Consider the following 16,191-nt stretch of genomic DNA (forward strand, 5'->3'; position numbering starts at 1 on the left):
TTCTCCGTAGTCGGGGGTGGTTCAGCTCGTGAGCAGTTCGAGAATGGTCGCGTTGGCCATTCCGCCCGCCTCGCACATGGTCTGCAGCCCGAACCGGCTGCCGGTGCGCTCCATCTGGTGGAGCATGGTCGTCATGATCCGGGCGCCGGACGCGCCCAGCGGGTGCCCGAGCGCGATGGCCCCGCCGACCGGGTTCAGCACGTCGAACGACGCGCCGATCTCGGCCTGCCAGGCGATCGGCACCGGCGCGAAGGCCTCGTTGACCTCGAACACCCCGATGTCGCCGATCCGCAGTCCCGCCTTGTCCAGGACCTTCTTCGTGGCCGGGATCGGGGCGGTCAGCATGAGCATCGGGTCGTCGCCGACGACGGCGGAGGCGTGAACGGCGGCCCTGGGCCGCAGCCCGAGCCTCCGGGCCAGCCCCTCCTCCATGAGCAGCAGGACCGCCGCGCCGTCGGTGATCTGCGAGGAGCTCGCGGCGGTGACCTTGGGCTCCAGGCCGGGGAACCGGGCGAGGACCTCTTCGGTGCCGAAGACCGGGGCGAGCCCGGCGATCCGTTCCAGGGTGGCGCCGGGCCGGATCGACTCGTCGACCTTGATCACGCCCTCCGGCGTGGTGACGGGGTGGATCTCCTCGTCGAACCAGCCCCGGGCCTGGGCGTGGGCGGCGCGTTCGTTCGAGGCCAGGGCGTACTCGTCGAGCCGTGCCCGGGACATGCCCCACTTGCGCGCGACGAGTTCCGCGGCGACTCCCTGGCCGACCAGTTCGCCGAACCGTTCGGTCACGGACGGGCCGTAGACGTCGGCGCCCATGCGGTTGGAGCCCATGGGCACCCGGCTCATCGACTCCACGCCGCCGGCGATCACCAGGTCGTTGACGCCAGCCGCGATCGACTGCGCCGCGATCTCGATCGCCTGCTGGCCCGAGCCGCACTTGCGCTCGACCGTCATGCCCGGGACGTGGACGGGGAATCCGGCGGCCAGCAGCGCCTGGCGGGCGGGGGTGCCGCCCTGTTCCCCGGCCTGGGTGACGTTGCCGATGACGACGTCGTCGACCCGGCCCGGATCGATGCCGTTGCGTTCGACCAGGCCGGTCAGCAGCTGCGCCAGCAGTTCGACGGGGTGCAGACCGGCGAGCGCGCCGCCCGGTCTGCCCTTTCCCAGAGGGGAGCGAATGGCGTCGACGATGACCGCGCGTCTCATACGGGATCCTTCCGTGTGCGCTCCCGGGATCCGGCCGGGAGGTAGATCGATTTCGGCCGCCGGTACGCCTCCAGGCCCTCGGGGCCGAGTTCGGTGCCGAGGCCGCTGGCCTTCCAGCCGCCGAACGGCGCCGCGGGGTCGAGGCCGAAGTGGTTGACGCCGATGCTTCCGGTGTGGACGCGCCGGGCGACGGCGACGCCGCGCTCCTCGTCCGAGGTCCACACGGTGCCCGCCAGGCCGTAGTCGGAGTCGTTGGCGATCCGAACGGCGTCCTCCTCGTCGTCATAGGGGATGACGCAGAGAACGGGGCCGAAGATCTCCTCTTGGGCGATGCGCCAGGAGTTGTCGACGTCGGCGAAGACCGTCGGTTCGACGAACCAGCCGGCCTCCCGGTCCGCAGGGACGCCGCCGCCCGTGGTCAGCCGGGCGCCTTCGGCCCGGCCCACGTCGATGTGGTCGAGCACTCTTCCACGGTGCGCCGCGCTCACCATCGGCCCGATCTGCGTGGCCCGGTCCAGCGGGTCTCCCACGACCAGTCCGCGGACGGTGTCGGTCACCGCGTCGACGACTTCGTCGTAGCGGGCCCGGGGGGCGAGGATCCGGGTGCTGGAGTGGCAGGTCTGCCCGGCGTTGGGCAGCGACACGCGCGGCAGCATGCCGAGATAGGAGGCGAGGTCGACGTCGTCCAGGAGGATCGCCGCGGACTTGCCGCCGAGCTCCAGCGTCACCGGTTTCAGCAGTTCGCCGCAGACCGCGCCGATCGCCCGGCCCGCGGCCGTCGAGCCGGTGAAGGCGACCTTGGCGACACCGGGGTGCGCGACGAGACGGGCTCCGGCGTCCCGTCCGCCGGGCACGATGTTGAGGACGCCGGGCGGCAGGCCTGCCGCCTCCGCCGCCTCCGCCAGGACGTAGGCGTCCAGCGCCGTCTCCGGCGGCGGTTTGAGGACGACGGCGCATCCGGCCGCGAGCGCCGGCGCGTACTTCATCGCGGCGAGTGTCTGCGGATAGTTCCACGGGGTGATCGCGCCGACCACGCCGATGGGCGTGCGCTCGACCCGGGTGCGGGTGCCCCGCATGCCGGGCCGCACATCGGGTTCCCCCGCGTCGCGGACGAGCCCTGCGTAATAGCGCAGGACGAGGCCGGGGAAGTAGCCGTTGGCGCCGGTCGACAGGGTGATCGGCATGCCGTTCTGCCGGCTGACGAGCGTGGCGGTCTCGACCGCGCGCGCGGTGAGGTGGTCGGCGAACCGGACAAGGACGTCCGCCCGCTCGCGGGGGTCGCGGGCCGCCCAGGAGGCGGAGGCGGCCTCGGCCGCGGTGACGGCGGCGTCGATGTCGGCGGCTCCGCCCAGCATGACGCGGCCCATCACCTCTCCCGTCGCCGCCTCCACGACGTCGGTGGCCTCGCCCTCCTTCGCCCCGGTCAGGGCGCCGCCGATGAAGAGATCCATCTGTTCCATGCGGTCTCTCCCCTATCGTCCGGCGAAGCGCCCGGGCCGCCGTTCGGAGACGGCCCGGACCCCCTCGCGGAAGTCCTCGGTGCCGAACAGCACCCGCTGCTCACGCGCTTCCCCGACGATCGCCTGCTCCACCTCGTCGGCGAGTGACTCGCGCATCGTGCGCCGGATCGACCGCACCGCCAGCGGCGCGCCGGCCGCGATCCGCCCGGCCAGCTCCAGCGCCGCGCCGGGCAGTTCCTCGGCCTCCACCAGCCGGTCGGCTAGACCGACGCGGTACGCCTCCCTCCCGTCGATCCGGCGGCCGGTGAGCAGCAGGTCCATGGCCTTCTGCTCCCCCACGGCGCGCGGGAGGGTCGCGGTCAGGCCGAAGCCGTGGTGGATGCCGATCTGTGCGAAGTTCACGGCGAACCGTGCCGCGGGGCTCACCACGCGCAGGTCCGCGGCGAGAGCCAGGCCGGTACCGCCGCCGATGGCCGCGCCGTGCACCTCGGCCACCATCGGGAGGCTGCGCCGGAACAGCCTGACGGCCTCGCGGTACAGGCTCTCGGGGTCGAGTTCGACGTCGCCGGACTCGCCGAAGTCGGCTCCGGCGCAGAACACCCGGCCGGTGGCGCGCAGCAGTAGAACGCGTGCCCCGTCCCGCTCGGCCTGCTCGCACGCGTCCGCGATCTCGCCGACGAGGGCGCGATCGAAGAAGTTGTGCGGAGGCCGGTCGAGGGTGAGAACGGTGATGTGGTCGTCTCTGCGTTCGATGTGCAGTCCGTCGCTCATGCGTCGAGCTCCTTGTCTGTAGCCGGGCCGAAGACGGGGTAGGGCGCGCCGCCCTCCCCGGACACGAAGCGGACCGCGACGGGCAGTCCCGACCTCAACCGATCGGCTTCGAGCCCGACCAGCGCGGTCTCCATCCAGGGCCCTTCGGCGAGTTCGACCATGCCGAACAGCCGGCCTCCGGGATGGCGGCCCCAGGTCACGAGCTCGCCCGTGCCCGACGCCTCCACCCAGGCGGCCTCGCCGCGGCCGCAGGCGCGGCAGGTAGTGCGTCGCGGGGCGCGCGTGTGCCCGCAGTGCGCGCAGCGGCGCAGCACCAGGACGTTCCGGGCGGCGGCGTCGAAGAACGCCTCCGACGCGGCGTTGGGTTCCACGGTGGGGAACGTCATCTCGCCTCCTCGGGCAGCGGGCTGAGGACGAGGGTCGAGTGGTGCTGCAGGATGCCGCCGTTGCCGCTGACGAGGATCACGGAGTTGTCGTCGGCCTGCCGCCGTCCCCCGTGGCCGCGGGCCTGGATCACGGCCTCGACCAGGGGTGTGAAGCCCCACAGGTAGAACGAGGACAGCTGGCCGCCGCCGGTGTTGGTGGGCAGCGCTCCGCCCGGCGCGAGCGCGCCGCTCGCGGCCAGCGCGCCGCCCTCGCCCTTGGCGCAGAAGCCGTAGTCCTCCAGCGTCACCAGGACGGTGTAGGTGTAGCAGTCGTAGATCTCCCGGACGGTGACGTCGCCGGGCCCGATGCCCGCCATGGCCATGGCGGCCCGCCCCGACTGGACGGCTCCCGTCGTCAGCCCGAACCCGCTGCCGCGTTCCCAGCTGTACCCCGGGTGGCCCTGGCCCCAGCCCCACACGTGGACCGGCGGCTGCCGCAGCCCGGCGGCGCGGGCGGCGCGGGTCACCACGACGGCCGCGCCGCCATTGGAGACTGTGCAGCAGTCCAGCAGCCGCAGCGGATCGACGACGGGCCGGGACGCCTGGTGCTCGGCCAGCGTCAGCGGCTCCCGGTACCGGGCGACGGGGTTGCCCGCGGCCCAGGCCCGCTGGCTCACCGCGACCGCGCCGAGCTGCTCGGAAGTGGTCCCGTAGGCCTCCATGTGCCGCTGCGCGGCGAGCGCGTAGTAGGCGGTCGTGTTGGTGATGCCGCTGGCCGTGAGGTGACCGCCGAACCCCTTGGCCACCGGCCGCTTGTAGACGTCGGAGCCCCGGACGCCCTCACGCAGCGGTGCGTCGGCGAAGACGCAGACCACCGTGTTCGCGCTACCCGCGCCGATCGCCATCGCGGCCAGCTCGACCATCGCTCCAGCCGAGGCGCCGAACGCGTTGACGGTCATCAGCAGGGACAGGTCCGTCATGCCGAGGGCTTCGGCGATGCCGAGGTCCACCCCGCCGGACTTGCCCGAGCTCACAAGCAGTCCGTCGACGTCGGAGAGGCCGAGGCCCGCGTCCTCCACCGCCAGCCGGACGGCTTCCCTGGCGAAGTCCGCCGCCGACCGTCCGTAGACCTTGCCGACGTCGGTGAGCCCGAGGCCTGCGATGGCCGCCCCCGTCATGACCGGCCGTCCGCAGGTGCGGTGGTCCCGCCGAGGGAGCTCAGGACGGTCTCGCGGTCGGCGTCGAGGGCGGGCGCCGGCCTGCCCGCCTCCCGGGTGTAGGAGTCGAAGCGGGCCGGGGTGCGGATGGTGCGGATCCGGCGACCGCCGCCGTCGTCGGTCTCGATGGCCAGCCGCGCGGCCTCGAACTGCTCGGAGGCGACGACCTGGTCGGTGTCCCGGACGACCCCGCAGGTGATCCGGGCGTCCTCGAAGTCCGCCTGCCACTGCGCGGTCGTGCGCCGCAGCAGGACCTCCTGCAGGATCTTCAGCAGTTCGTCGCGGTTGCGCATGCGGTCCTTCATGGTCTGGAACCGCGGGTCTTCGCGCAGCCGGTCGTCATCGAGGATCTCGACGGCCGTCTTCCAGTGGTGGGGCATGTAGGCCGCGAGGACGATGGTGCCGTCGGCCGTGGCGTACACGCCCGAGGGTGTGGTGGCCGCGGGGAAGTTGCCGGCGCGGCGGGCGACCCACCCCATGCTGAGGTAGTCGGTGAAGTCGTGCGTGTGCAGGCTGCACGCGACGTCGTAGAGCGAGACCCTGACGACGTCGCCGAGGCCGGTCCGGGTGCGGGCGAACAGCGCCGCGAGCGCGCCCTGCGCGGCGACGTGGCCGGTCGCGGCGTCGATCGGCACCGAACCGAGCTTGGTGGGCGGGCCGTCGGGCTCGCCGGTGATCGACATCCATCCGGTCTCGGCCTGGACGACCACGTCGACGCCGCCGCGCGTGGCGTTGGGCCCGGTCTCCCCGTAGGCGTTGATCGAGACGTAGACCAGCCCGGGGTTGCGGTCCCGGGCGTCCCGCGCGCCGAGTCCGAGCCGGTCCATGACGCCGACCCGCGACGACTCGATGAGCACGTCCGCCTCGTCGACCAGGGCCTGGGCCCGCCGCAGCCCCTCCTCGCTCCGCAGGTCCAGGACGATCGACTCCTTGCCGCGGTTGAAGGACTCGAACATGCCCTGGTAGCCGACGGACCCGCGGCCGCCGAGCTGACGCGCGGCGTCGCCGGAGGGAGGTTCGATCTTCACGACCCGGGCGCCGAGGTCGCCGAGGACCATCGCGGCCAGGGGGCCCGCGACGATCTGGCTGAAGTCCAGGACCAGCAGGCCCTCCAGCGGTCCGCGGTGTGCAACCACGACACCCTCCTTTTCGATAATGATGTCGATTTGCTGGCCGCAAAGGGCCCGGGAAAGACCAAGAAGGACAGGGAGAGATCAGCGCGCCAACGGCACGGCGTAGATCAGATTCGATTGATCGTGCTGGAAGTACCTGCGTCGACAGGCTCGCACGACCGCCTGATCCCGCGGATCGATCTCCGCGAGCACGGCTCCCGCTCCGGCGGCGCGCAGGTCGCCGAGAGTAGTTTCGATAACTATATCGATTTCTTCGTCGGAAAGCGATCCGGCTCCGGGGCCGAAGCCGAGCCGCGCCAGCTGATCCGGGCGCCCCGAGCCGTCGGCGCCGTGCCGGACCGTGACCGTCGCGCCGAGTCCGCCGCCGCGCGGCCGGTAGACGCGCTCGGACAGGGTCCGCAGGCCTTCGGCCGGGTCTCCGGGCACCGGCACGGGGACGCCCGCGCGCAGTTCCGCGAGCGTCCGCGTCTCGACGACCTCGATCTCCCGGCTCCCGGCTCCCGTCAGGTCCGCGCGGTGTCCACGGACCATGCGCAGCAGGACCCAGGTCTCGGCCACCGGCTCGAACCCGAAGCGCGCGGCGATCCGTCCTGCCGCCGGATGCGCGCCGTCCGCCACGGCCCGGATGCCGGTGAGCCCGGTGCCGAACCGGTCGTCCCCCGCGTCCTCGGCTCGCAGCCGCTCGATGAGCAGCGTGGCGATCCCGCGCGAGCGGTGTTCCGGTGCCACCACCAGGGCGGCCTCGCCGACACCGAGATCGTCGACGCCGGTGATGGACAGCAGGGCGACGATCTCGCCCTGGCCCGCTCGCTCGTCGTCTCTGATCTCCCGGACCACCAGATACCGGGCGGGCCCGTCCGCGGGTCCGGGCGGGCCGTCCAGATCGCCGATCGCGGTGAATCCCGCCTCCGCGTCGTGCGCCCGGGCCCTGCGGGCGAACTCCCGCAGGGCCTCGCGCGGCCCGCCCGTGACCTCGGGGAACCACGCGTGCTCGATGAGCAGGTAGGGCCCGGACCGCGGGGTCATCCCCGGTCCTCCGCGGCGAGCATGCGCTCCACTTCCCGGCGGAAGATGTGATTGGCGAGCTCGTTGCGGCCGAGCGTCATCGGCGCGGTGTTCGCGCTCTCCACCGCGGCCTGGGTGCCCCGCAGGATCGGGAAGTCCTCGGCGTGCAGCACCCGGAGCAGGATGTCCCAGTTCTTCTCCCACAGCGCGTTCCACTGCTCGCCGTCCAGGTCGGTGGCCTCCGGACGCGGCGGGATCACGCGCATCTCCATGAACGACCGGCCCGGGTCCTTGGGATGCGGCCGGAACGTGAGCAGCTCGAAGTGGTCGGGCTGCTTGAGCAGCGTGCTGTTCGGGCCCAGGTAGTGGGTCTCGATCAGGTACTTCTCCATCGGCCGGTCGGCCGGGTCCTCGTCGATCCAGCGGTCGATGCTCTTACGCGGCTTGATCCAGCGGCAGTGCCGCCCGAAGTCCTCCAGGACCGACACGTTGGTGTGGATGTACTTGCCCGCGGTGTTCGGGTGGGCGTACTGGATGTGGTAGCCGTCGAGGAAGGCGTCCTGCATCAGCTTCCAGTTCGCCGGCTCCTCGAACGAGCCGGACCGGAAGCAGACGGACTCCTCCATCCCGTAGCTCCCCAGGATCGCGTCCATCTCCGGGCCGAGCCAGGCGGCGACGTCGATCTCGCCTTCCACGTCGTCGATCACCCAGACGAAGCCGTGCCGCTCCTGGCAGGGCACCTCGGCCAGGGACAGGTTCGACTTGTCGAGCTCCGGCCCGAAGGTGTCCTCGCGGGTGATGGTGCGCAGCGAGCCGTCGGTGTCGTAGGACCAGCGGTGGTACGGGCAGGAGAAGAGCCGGCACTTACCGGACGGCTCCGTCTCCAGCATCGCTCCGCGGTGGCGGCACGCGTTGACGAACGCCTTCACCGACCCGTCGGGCTGGCGCACCACGATGAGCTTGTTACGCGGCATCTGGACGGTGACGAAGGCGCCGGGCGTGGCGAGCTCGCTGCCGTGCGCGACGATCGACGGCACCCGGCCGAAGATCAGGTCGCGTTCGCGCCGGGCGAGCTCGGGATCGGTGTACTCCGAGGCGTGGATGGTGGCGAGCCGGTCGTAGGAGTCGGTCGTGCCCTCCTTGAGGTGGCCGATCACGCGCCTGATGCGGTCCTGGCGGTGTTCCGGCGTGTCCTCGGCATAGCCCGAGTAGGCCATTTCGGTCATGATTCGTCCCTTCGGTGATGCGGTGTCGGCCGCGGTCAGAGCGTCGCCTCGGTGCCGAAGAGCACCGAGCCGGTCAGCTGGGCCTGGGGACCTGCGATGAACAGCGACAACCGGGCGTCCGGCACCTGGTTGACCGAGGTCCCCCGGATCTGCCGGACCGCCTCGACCGGCAGGCCCATGCCGTGTACGAAGCCCGCCGCCATGTTCCCTCCGGCGGTGTTCACGGGCAGTCCGCCCTTCGGGGCGACCAGGTTGTCGAAGGTGAAGAACCCGGCGGCCTCGGCGAACGTCGTGAACCCGTGGTCGATGAGCGCCTGGACCGCCGGTCCCGCGGTGTTCTCGTAGACCTGGGCGACATCGACGTCCCGCGGGCCGAAGCCCGTCCGCTCCCACAGCCGTCGGGCCGCCGGGATGAGGCCGGAGGTGGCGTAGGGGTCGGAGTTTCCCGCGTCCTCGCCGTATCCGCTCTGCTCCACGCCCAGGATGTAGGCGGGGACCTGCTTGAGCTTCCGGGCCTTCTCGGCGGAGGTGACCAGCACGGCGAAGGCTCCGTCGGCCTCCCGCGAGCAGTCGTAGACCCGCTGCGGGCTGGCGATCACCCGGCCGGCCGCGTACTTCTCGGCCGACAGCGGCCTGCCGTAGGCGAGCCCGTCGGGATTGGCCGATCCGTGGAAGTGGACGGCCCGGGTGAACTCCTCGATCGCCGAGGCGGGGACGCCCTCGAAGTCGAGCATCCGGCGGGTGCGCAGCGAGCCGGACTGGACCGCCGAGACGACGCCCTGGGCCCGGTAGGTCGAGGTGAAGTGGTAGCGGACGAACTCCTGCCGTCCGGACTCCTCCTGTGCCAGCGCCCGGTAGACGATGACGTGCTCGGCGAAACCGGCGGCGATCGCCGCGGAGGCCGCCGCGATGGCCCCGGCGATCCCGCCGCCGCCGCCCGTGGAGATGACCGAGAACCGGAAGTCGCGGACTCCCAGCGACGTCGCCAGGACCGGTCCCTCGTCGTGGCCGTCGCCGTAGGTCGTGAAGCCGTCGATCTCGCGCGGGTCCAGACCGGCGTCGGCGCACGCGCCGAGCACCGCCTCCAGGAGCATGCGCTTCTCGGCCTGGCCGGTGCCGCGCTTGAAGAAACGGGTCCCGCCGATGCCGGCCACGGCCGTGGCGCCGCGCAGTCCGGGCTTCATTCCGTCACCTCCGTGTCCGTCGTCCAGCGCAGGACCGGCCAGCCGCCGGTGAGCTCGCTCGCGGGCTGCACCCAGGCCGTCACCGGGGTCCCGATGAGCACGGGCGCCTCGCCCGTCACGATGCCCAGCAGGCGGCGGCCCCCGGCCTGCGGCAGCTCCACGAGCGCCGTCACATACGGCAGGGCGTCGCGGAACTCCTGGGATGCCGGGAAGGCGTGGAAGGTCTCGGTCCAGGAGTAGACGCGCCCGTGCGGCTCGACCTTCCGCCAGGGCGGATCGAAGGCATGGCAGGACGGGCAGATCCACGACGGCGCCCAGATCCACAGGTCGCATCCGCCGCAGTGCTGCATGCGCAGCTCACCGTCCCGCAGGCCCTCCCAGAACGGGACCTCCACCGGCTCCTGCGGCCCGATCGGCAGGGCGGCCGGAAGCTCGGGGCGGGCGCTCACTTCGGCTCCCCGGAGGTGCCGAGCCCGGCGTACTCACGCCGCACCTCGACCTTGTCGATCTTGCCGTGGGCCAGCCGGGGCAGCGGCTCGGCGCGCACGACGACGTGCCGCGGCACCTTGAAGTCGGCGAGCTGCTCACGGCAGACGGCCAGGACGTCCTCGGCCGTCGCCCCCTCGCGCAGGCGGAGGACGGCGGCCGGCACCTCGCCGTACTTCTCGTCCGCGGCCGCGATGACGACCACTTCCTCGACTCCGTCGATCGCGCCGATCACCGATTCGACCTCGGCGGGCGAGATGTTGATGCCGCCGGAGATGATGATGTCCCGGACGCGGTCCACGAACTTCAGGCGGCCGTCCTCGGTGAAGTATCCGGCGTCTCCGCCGTGGATCCACCCGTCCTTCAGGACTTCCGCCGTCCGTCCGGGATCGTTCCAATAGCCGAGCATGACCGACGGGCCGCGGGCGATGATGCCGCCCTGCTCGCCCCGCTCGCACTCGGTGCCGTCCTCGCGGATCACCTTGACCTCGCTGAAGATTCCGCCGGAGCCGCAGGTGTCGGGGTGCGCGAAGGCGTCCTCGGCCATGGTGGCCGTCGCGATGCCGCCGATCTCGCTCATCCCGTAGAGCTGCCGGATCGGCAGCCCCTTGCCCATCCACTTCTCCAGGAGCTCCACCGGGACCCGCGCGCCACCGGTGACCGCGGTCTTCAGGTGCGGGAACTCGGCGGCCTCGAAGTCGGGCGTGCGCGCCATCTGCTCATAGATGATCGGGCCGCCGAGCGAGATCTGGATCTCGTACTCCTGCAGGAGGCGGACGGCCTCCGCCGGGTCGAACTTGGGCTGGAACACGAGCAGGCCGCCGAGCGTCACGGCGCGCATCAGGCCCCAGACCGTTCCCGGCGCGAAGGCGAACGGGACCGGCAGGAAGATCCGGACGCCGGGACGCACCGTCTCCTCCATCAGCATCCACTCGAAGATGGCGCCCAGGATGCCGGCGTCGGTGTAGACGACTCCCTTGGGCCGCCCGGTGGACCCGCTGGTCATCATGATGATCAGCGGTTCGGACGGGTCGCGGTCCCGCCGGAAGTCCGCGTCGGGTCCCGGGCGCAGCCGGCCCAGGCCGCTCAGCGCGCCGAAGCCGATCCCGCCGGGCAGCCCCGCCACGACGTCGGCGAACTCGTCGTCGCCCAGGATCCGCGTCGGAGTCGTGTCCGCGACGATGTCGGCCAGTTCCCGCGCCCGGAAGCGGTTGTTGAGGGGCAGCAGGATCGCTCCGGTCTTGATCACCGACAACGCGGCGACCGCCCACTCCAGCGAGTTGCGCCCGATCACGCCGACCCGGTCGCCCGGGGCGACGCCCGACTTGGCGAGCGACTCGGCCACCCGGCTGGTCCAGTTCTCCAGTTCGCGGTATGTCAGCGAAACGCCGCCCACCGCGAGAGCGGGTTCCGCCGGACGCCGCCGCGCCCACCACCGCAGCGCGTGACTGACCGTCGCGCTCATCGACCCACCATCCTCAGTCCTTGCCGACTTCGGGGTCTAGTTTTCGATATCGTTATCGACTAACCCCGGTCGTAATGTAACGGCTGTCACTCTGCCTTGGCAACGCCCGCACCGGAAGAATCCGGACACAAGGTGGCCGTAGGTCATCCCACACTCGTAACATCCCGGGTGAATCAACTAACGAGGGAAGATTTCACCCACTACCCTAGCGGAACGCCTGTGACGCGGGTAACATCCGCAAAGTCGATATGAATATCGAATGTCAGCCTCGTCCGCCCGAGGCCTCGGAAGGTGCTCAGCCACCCCCGTCCGGGTGAGACCGATCGAAAGGTTCACACACGCGATGACACTCAAGTCCTTGATGACGCACGCCTCACTGCTGGTGAGCGCCGCTCTCGTCCTGAGCGCCTGCGCGGAGACCGGCTCCGCGGGCGACCAGTCCGGCGGATCGGGGCTGCCGGCCGCCTCGACCAAGGCCGAATTCCAGAAGGCGCTGGCCGACATGAGCCCCGTCGACCTGAACGTCCAGACGCTGGGCAGCAAGGGCTCGGCCGACGACGCCAAGGACGAGGAGTACATGGCCGCCATCACCGACTGGTCGGGCGGCAAGATCACCTTCACCGTGAACTACGCGCAGTCGGTCGCCACCGGAGCCGAGATCGACAAGGCGGTCTCCACCGGGCTGCTCGACATGGCCACGGTCATCCCCTCCTACAACCCCACGCTCTACCCGACCTTCACCGCGCTCAACAACGTCTCGGGCGTGCTCGGCAACGACCCGGTGGCCAGCATGCTCCAGTCCCAGGCGTGGTGGCTCGGCGTCCCGGCCTCGCTGCCCTCCTTCGACGAGGAGTTCCAGAAGCAGGGGCTCCAGGTCCTGGTCTCCGGCTACAGCAGCGCCCCGCACTCGATCCAGTGCACCAAGGAGCGGCGCGGGGCCGGCGACTTCAAGGGCGCCGTGATCCGCAGCTCCGAGGCCAAGGTCAAGGAGCAGATCGCCACCGTCGGCGCCGAAGCGGCCAACATCTCCACCGCCGAGGCCTTCGAGGCGCTCCAGCGCGGCGTCGTGGACTGCGAGGTCACCTCGATGCGGGTGTCCGCCAAGTCCGGCACGCTGGAGGAGGCGCACTTCGTCACGACCGCGCCGATCGGCTACAACGCCGCGACGCTCGTCATGAACGACGGCGTGTGGGACAAGCTCCCGCTCGCCGCCCGGCAGCTGTTCCACGACCGGCTGGACGTCTACCTCCAGGCCAACATCAAGTCCGGCTGGAAGGCCAACAGCGAGGCCCTCGGCATCGTGCAGAAGGCCGGCGGCTCCGTCGAGCCCGCTTCCGACGAGGTCGCCGCGAAGTTCACCCAGGTGAACGAGTCCCTGCTGGGCAAGGCCGACCCGGCCGTCGCCAAGGCGGCCCGCGAGTACGCCGAGACCTGGGCGGCCAAGGCCACCGAGCTGGGCTTCTCCGCCACGGACTGGTCGGACTTCCTGTCCTGGTTCGCCGGAGACCCCGACCCCAAGCCGTTCGTCGACGCCATCACCACCGACATCCTCGCCGAGGACCGGCCGGAATGAACGACAGGCGCGAAACGACGGGCCGCACCGGCTCCGTCTTCGCCACGGCGGTCATCGTCGGTCTCGTGATCATCGTGGTCCTGAACGCGGTGACGCGCGAGTTCTTCGGGTCACCGATCATCCAGGCGCTTCCGCTGGTGCAGTACTGGTTCATGCCGGCGATCGTCTTCCTGGGATATGTCCTGGCCCAGACGAAGGAGCGCCATCTCCAGGTCGATCTGCTGTTCGCCCGGCTGCGGCCGGGCGGACAGCGGGTCCTCCGCCTCCTCTCGATGCTGCTGTCGGGTGTCGGCTCCCTCCTGATCGCCTACCACGCATGGCATTACGCGAGGGAGGCACAGCTCACGGATAAAGGGGACGCGGTCAGCGGCGTGGCGATCTGGCCGGTGACCTACCTGGCGCCCCTCGCCATGGCGGCGCTCGGCATCCTGTTCCTCCGCTCGGCGGTCCGCACTCTCCGGACGGGCTCCGCCGAGGGCCTCTCTCCAAGCCCAGTGAAGGACGCGGTATGAGCGCGACCATCGATGCGACGGCTCCCCTCGCGGGCACCGGTGCCGAAAGCGAGCACCGGGTCCGCCCGGGCCTCGGCCTGGGATCCGTTCTCCTCCTCCTCGTGGTGGTGGGGTCCGCCTGCGGGATCTACGCCCCGCTGATCCCCGAGGTGAAGGCCTCCAGCGCGCTGGTGCTCATGCTCGCGCTGATCCTCGCCCGGGTCCCCATCGGGATCTCCATGCTCGTCCCGGGACTGCTGGGGGTGCACGCCATCCGCGGCGGAGACGCCGCCGCGGGCCTCATGAGCGAGACGCCGTTCAGTTCCGCGGCGTCGTGGTCGATGAGCGTGATCCCGCTGTTCATCTTCATGGGAACGCTCCTGTGGAAGTCCGGGATCACCGACGACCTCTTCCGCTCCGGCGAGCTGTTCCTGGGCCGGCTGCCGGGCGGTCTGGCGGTGGCGACCAACGTCGCCGGCGCGGGGATGTCCGCGGTCACCGGCACCACGATCGCGAGCACCTACACTCTGGCCCGCAGCGCCCTGCCCGGAATGCTGCGCAGCGGCTACTCGCCGCGGGTCGCGCTCTCCAGCGTCATGGCCGCGGGCATGCCGGGACAGCTCATCCCGCCGAGCGTGCTGCTGGTGGTGTACGCCGGCATCGCGGAAGTCCCCGTGGGCCCCCAGCTCATCGCCGGCATCGTGCCCGGCCTGATGTTCACGGTCGCCTTCTCCGCGGTCTTCATGACCTACGCCAAGGTCACGCGGCAGGAGGACGCGGCCGGTCCCGAGTTCACCGGGGCCGACCTGTGGAGGGAGCGCCTGCGCTCCCTCGGCCGGGCGTGGCCGGTCGTGCCGATCATGGCGGCCGTCATCGGCGGCATCTACGGCGGCTGGGTCACCGCGACCGAGGCGGCCGCGGTCGCCTCGCTCCTGTCGATCGCCCTCACCGTCTTCCGCAGGGGCGGGAAGTCCCTGAAGATCATCGGTGACGCGGCGACCGACGCGCTGATCTCCTCAGGGTCGATCTTCCTGCTCATCTTCGGCGCCAAGAGCATCGCCCTGATGCTCACGGTCTCGCGGCTGGGCGCACGCACGACCGAGTGGCTGACCGGGCTCGGGTTCGGCCGGGTCGGCCTGCTGATCCTGCTGCTCGTGGTCTTCCTGCTGCTGGGCATGTTCCTGGACACGCTCGCCCTCATCCTGGTCACGGTGCCGCTGCTGACCCCCGTCCTCCTCCAGCTCGACGTCTCGCTGATCTGGTTCGGGGTGTTCGTCACGATCGTCGGTGAACTGGCGCTGCTCCATCCCCCGGTCGGCATCCTCGGCTACGTGCTGTTCGACCTGTGCCGAGATCCGGAGGTCAACCTCGGCAAACGCATCACTCTGGGGGACGTCTTCATCGCCTCGGCCGTGGTGGTGCCCGTCGCGGTGGTGATCGTCCTGCTCCTGATCTTCTTCCCCGCGCTGGGCACGATCGGCGTGTGAACCATGAAAGAAGGAAGTTCGATGACCGTCGAAGCCTGGACGCTCCTCCCGAGCCTGCCGAAGGTCGCGAGCCGCGACGCGGTCGCCGCCGAGCAGGAGGGCTGGACGGGTGTCATGCTCGCCGACTCCCAGAATCTCGCCGCCGAACTGGTCGTCGAAATGGCCATGTGCGCGGCCCGGACCTCCCGGATCCGGGTCTCCCCCGGCGTCACCAACTCCGTCACGCGCCACCCCGCGGTGCTCGCCGGCGCGATGGCCACGCTTCAGGCCGAGTCCTCCGGCAGGATCTCGGTCGACATCGGACGCGGTGACTCCTCGCTCGCGCACCTGGGCTTCGCCCCGATGGGGGTGAAACCCTTCCAGAGGTATGTCACGACTCTGCGCGCCTACCTGCGGGGAGAGGAGGTGGACTTCGACCCGGGGTTCATGCCGTCCGGAGTGCGGCCTCTCCACACGATCGACCTCGGCAAGGCCCCCGGCATGAGCAGGCTCGGCTGGCTGAGGGGAGACCAGCCGGCGGTCCCGGTGAACGTCGCCGCGACGGGACCGAAGATGATCGCGTTCGGGGCCGTCGCGGCGGACGGGGTGTCCCTGTCCGTCGGGGCCGATCCGGCGCGCATCGCCGCGGCGATCTCCGCCGCGCGCGAGGCGAGGGAGGCCGCGGGACTCGATCCGGAGAGCCTGGTCGTCGGGGCGTACCTCAACGTCGCGGTCCACGACGACCTGGCGACCGCGGCGCAGATCACGTCGGGGAAACTGGCGAGTTTCACCCGGTTCTCGGTCATGCACGGGTCCGTCACCGGATTCGCGACCGAGGCGGACCGCGCGGAGCTGGCCCGGTTCGGCGGCACCTACGACATGACCGCCCACGGAAGGGCCGACGCGCAGCACACGCAGGGCCTGTCGCTGGAGTTCATGAGCCGCAACGCCGTCATCGGCGACTCGAAGACCGTTCTCGAGCGGCTCTGGGAGCTCCGCGGACTGGGTGTGTCGCGGTTCATCCTGACCGAGGACTTCTCTCGGACGGGCGTGGCCGGGGAATCGCATCGGCAGCTGGTCGAGGAAGTCCTTCCCGAGCTGTTGCGCTGGTCCTGACCGTGCTGCCGCCAAGACCTCACATATTTT

Annotated in this window: 15 protein-coding genes; 4 read left to right on the forward strand and 11 right to left on the reverse strand. The window is 71.0% G+C overall.

The window, feature by feature from the left end; all coding sequences use genetic code 11:
- Positions 1-21: 21 nt before the first annotated feature.
- From ABD327_RS32195 to ABD327_RS32245, 11 genes are all read right to left on the reverse strand, one after another.
- Positions 22-1,203, reverse strand: a complete 1,182-nt coding sequence (locus ABD327_RS32195) for a thiolase family protein (RefSeq protein WP_344456319.1) — start codon at positions 1,201-1,203, stop codon at positions 22-24.
- On the reverse strand, positions 1,200-2,663 hold the full coding sequence (locus ABD327_RS32200; RefSeq protein WP_344456321.1) for an aldehyde dehydrogenase: 1,464 nt from the start codon (positions 2,661-2,663) through the stop codon (positions 1,200-1,202). The genes ABD327_RS32195 and ABD327_RS32200 overlap by 4 nt, the downstream gene beginning before the upstream one ends.
- A 12-nt stretch (positions 2,664-2,675) precedes the next feature.
- Positions 2,676-3,434, reverse strand: coding sequence for an enoyl-CoA hydratase/isomerase family protein (locus ABD327_RS32205; RefSeq protein ID WP_344456323.1), 759 nt, complete (start codon positions 3,432-3,434; stop codon positions 2,676-2,678).
- Positions 3,431-3,820 (reverse strand): Zn-ribbon domain-containing OB-fold protein, encoded by a 390-nt coding sequence (locus tag ABD327_RS32210; RefSeq protein WP_344456325.1) that lies wholly within the window; start codon positions 3,818-3,820, stop codon positions 3,431-3,433. Before ABD327_RS32210 ends, ABD327_RS32205 begins: the two co-directional genes overlap by 4 nt.
- The gene (locus tag ABD327_RS32215) at positions 3,817-4,977 is read right to left on the reverse strand and encodes a thiolase family protein (protein ID WP_344456327.1); all 1,161 of its coding nucleotides are present in this window, start codon (positions 4,975-4,977) and stop codon (positions 3,817-3,819) included. Before ABD327_RS32215 ends, ABD327_RS32210 begins: the two co-directional genes overlap by 4 nt.
- The gene (locus tag ABD327_RS32220; protein WP_344456329.1) at positions 4,974-6,152 is read right to left on the reverse strand and encodes a CaiB/BaiF CoA transferase family protein; all 1,179 of its coding nucleotides are present in this window, start codon (positions 6,150-6,152) and stop codon (positions 4,974-4,976) included. Before ABD327_RS32220 ends, ABD327_RS32215 begins: the two co-directional genes overlap by 4 nt.
- A 78-nt stretch (positions 6,153-6,230) precedes the next feature.
- Positions 6,231-7,175 carry a GNAT family N-acetyltransferase gene (locus ABD327_RS32225; RefSeq protein WP_344456332.1) on the reverse strand — a complete coding sequence of 315 codons (945 nt, stop codon included), beginning with the start codon at positions 7,173-7,175 and terminating at the stop codon, positions 6,231-6,233.
- Positions 7,172-8,380: an aromatic ring-hydroxylating oxygenase subunit alpha gene (locus ABD327_RS32230; protein ID WP_344456334.1), complete on the reverse strand. Its 1,209-nt coding sequence runs from the start codon at positions 8,378-8,380 to the stop codon at positions 7,172-7,174. The genes ABD327_RS32225 and ABD327_RS32230 overlap by 4 nt, the downstream gene beginning before the upstream one ends.
- A 35-nt stretch (positions 8,381-8,415) precedes the next feature.
- Positions 8,416-9,564 carry a thiolase C-terminal domain-containing protein gene (locus ABD327_RS32235; RefSeq protein ID WP_344456336.1) on the reverse strand — a complete coding sequence of 383 codons (1,149 nt, stop codon included), beginning with the start codon at positions 9,562-9,564 and terminating at the stop codon, positions 8,416-8,418.
- Positions 9,561-10,013 carry a Zn-ribbon domain-containing OB-fold protein gene (locus tag ABD327_RS32240; protein ID WP_344456340.1) on the reverse strand — a complete coding sequence of 151 codons (453 nt, stop codon included), beginning with the start codon at positions 10,011-10,013 and terminating at the stop codon, positions 9,561-9,563. The genes ABD327_RS32235 and ABD327_RS32240 overlap by 4 nt, the downstream gene beginning before the upstream one ends.
- The gene (locus ABD327_RS32245) at positions 10,010-11,515 is read right to left on the reverse strand and encodes a class I adenylate-forming enzyme family protein (protein WP_344456342.1); all 1,506 of its coding nucleotides are present in this window, start codon (positions 11,513-11,515) and stop codon (positions 10,010-10,012) included. Before ABD327_RS32245 ends, ABD327_RS32240 begins: the two co-directional genes overlap by 4 nt.
- 343 nt (positions 11,516-11,858) lie before the next feature.
- Between ABD327_RS32245 and dctP the strand changes: the two genes are divergently transcribed.
- The 4 genes from dctP to ABD327_RS32265 are packed head-to-tail and all read left to right on the forward strand — an operon-like array spanning position 11,859 to position 16,161.
- Complete coding sequence (dctP, locus tag ABD327_RS32250) at positions 11,859-13,088, forward strand: TRAP transporter substrate-binding protein DctP (RefSeq protein ID WP_344456345.1); 1,230 nt, start codon at positions 11,859-11,861, stop codon at positions 13,086-13,088.
- Complete coding sequence (locus ABD327_RS32255; protein ID WP_344456347.1) at positions 13,085-13,600, forward strand: TRAP transporter small permease; 516 nt, start codon at positions 13,085-13,087, stop codon at positions 13,598-13,600. Before dctP ends, ABD327_RS32255 begins: the two co-directional genes overlap by 4 nt.
- Positions 13,597-15,066 carry a TRAP transporter large permease gene (locus ABD327_RS32260; protein ID WP_344456349.1) on the forward strand — a complete coding sequence of 490 codons (1,470 nt, stop codon included), beginning with the start codon at positions 13,597-13,599 and terminating at the stop codon, positions 15,064-15,066. Before ABD327_RS32255 ends, ABD327_RS32260 begins: the two co-directional genes overlap by 4 nt.
- 21 nt (positions 15,067-15,087) lie before the next feature.
- Positions 15,088-16,161 (forward strand): LLM class flavin-dependent oxidoreductase, encoded by a 1,074-nt coding sequence (locus tag ABD327_RS32265; RefSeq protein ID WP_344456351.1) that lies wholly within the window; start codon positions 15,088-15,090, stop codon positions 16,159-16,161.
- Positions 16,162-16,191: the final 30 nt, after the last annotated feature.

This window comes from Actinocorallia aurantiaca, assembly GCF_039533685.1.
GTDB lineage: Bacteria > Actinomycetota > Actinomycetes > Streptosporangiales > Streptosporangiaceae > Actinocorallia > Actinocorallia aurantiaca.

Coding starts and splice junctions, on each gene's coding strand:
- dctP (WP_344456345.1), top strand. CDS start 11,859: ATGACACTCAAGTCCTTGATGACGCACGCCTCACTGCTGGTGAGCGCC.
- ABD327_RS32260 (WP_344456349.1), top strand. CDS start 13,597: ATGAGCGCGACCATCGATGCGACGGCTCCCCTCGCGGGCACCGGTGCC.
- ABD327_RS32210 (WP_344456325.1), bottom strand. CDS start 3,820: ATGACGTTCCCCACCGTGGAACCCAACGCCGCGTCGGAGGCGTTCTTC.
- ABD327_RS32265 (WP_344456351.1), top strand. CDS start 15,088: ATGACCGTCGAAGCCTGGACGCTCCTCCCGAGCCTGCCGAAGGTCGCG.
- ABD327_RS32225 (WP_344456332.1), bottom strand. CDS start 7,175: ATGACCCCGCGGTCCGGGCCCTACCTGCTCATCGAGCACGCGTGGTTC.
- ABD327_RS32235 (WP_344456336.1), bottom strand. CDS start 9,564: ATGAAGCCCGGACTGCGCGGCGCCACGGCCGTGGCCGGCATCGGCGGG.
- ABD327_RS32215 (WP_344456327.1), bottom strand. CDS start 4,977: ATGACGGGGGCGGCCATCGCAGGCCTCGGGCTCACCGACGTCGGCAAG.
- ABD327_RS32255 (WP_344456347.1), top strand. CDS start 13,085: ATGAACGACAGGCGCGAAACGACGGGCCGCACCGGCTCCGTCTTCGCC.
- ABD327_RS32195 (WP_344456319.1), bottom strand. CDS start 1,203: ATGAGACGCGCGGTCATCGTCGACGCCATTCGCTCCCCTCTGGGAAAG.
- ABD327_RS32205 (WP_344456323.1), bottom strand. CDS start 3,434: ATGAGCGACGGACTGCACATCGAACGCAGAGACGACCACATCACCGTT.
- ABD327_RS32230 (WP_344456334.1), bottom strand. CDS start 8,380: ATGACCGAAATGGCCTACTCGGGCTATGCCGAGGACACGCCGGAACAC.
- ABD327_RS32200 (WP_344456321.1), bottom strand. CDS start 2,663: ATGGAACAGATGGATCTCTTCATCGGCGGCGCCCTGACCGGGGCGAAG.
- ABD327_RS32245 (WP_344456342.1), bottom strand. CDS start 11,515: ATGAGCGCGACGGTCAGTCACGCGCTGCGGTGGTGGGCGCGGCGGCGT.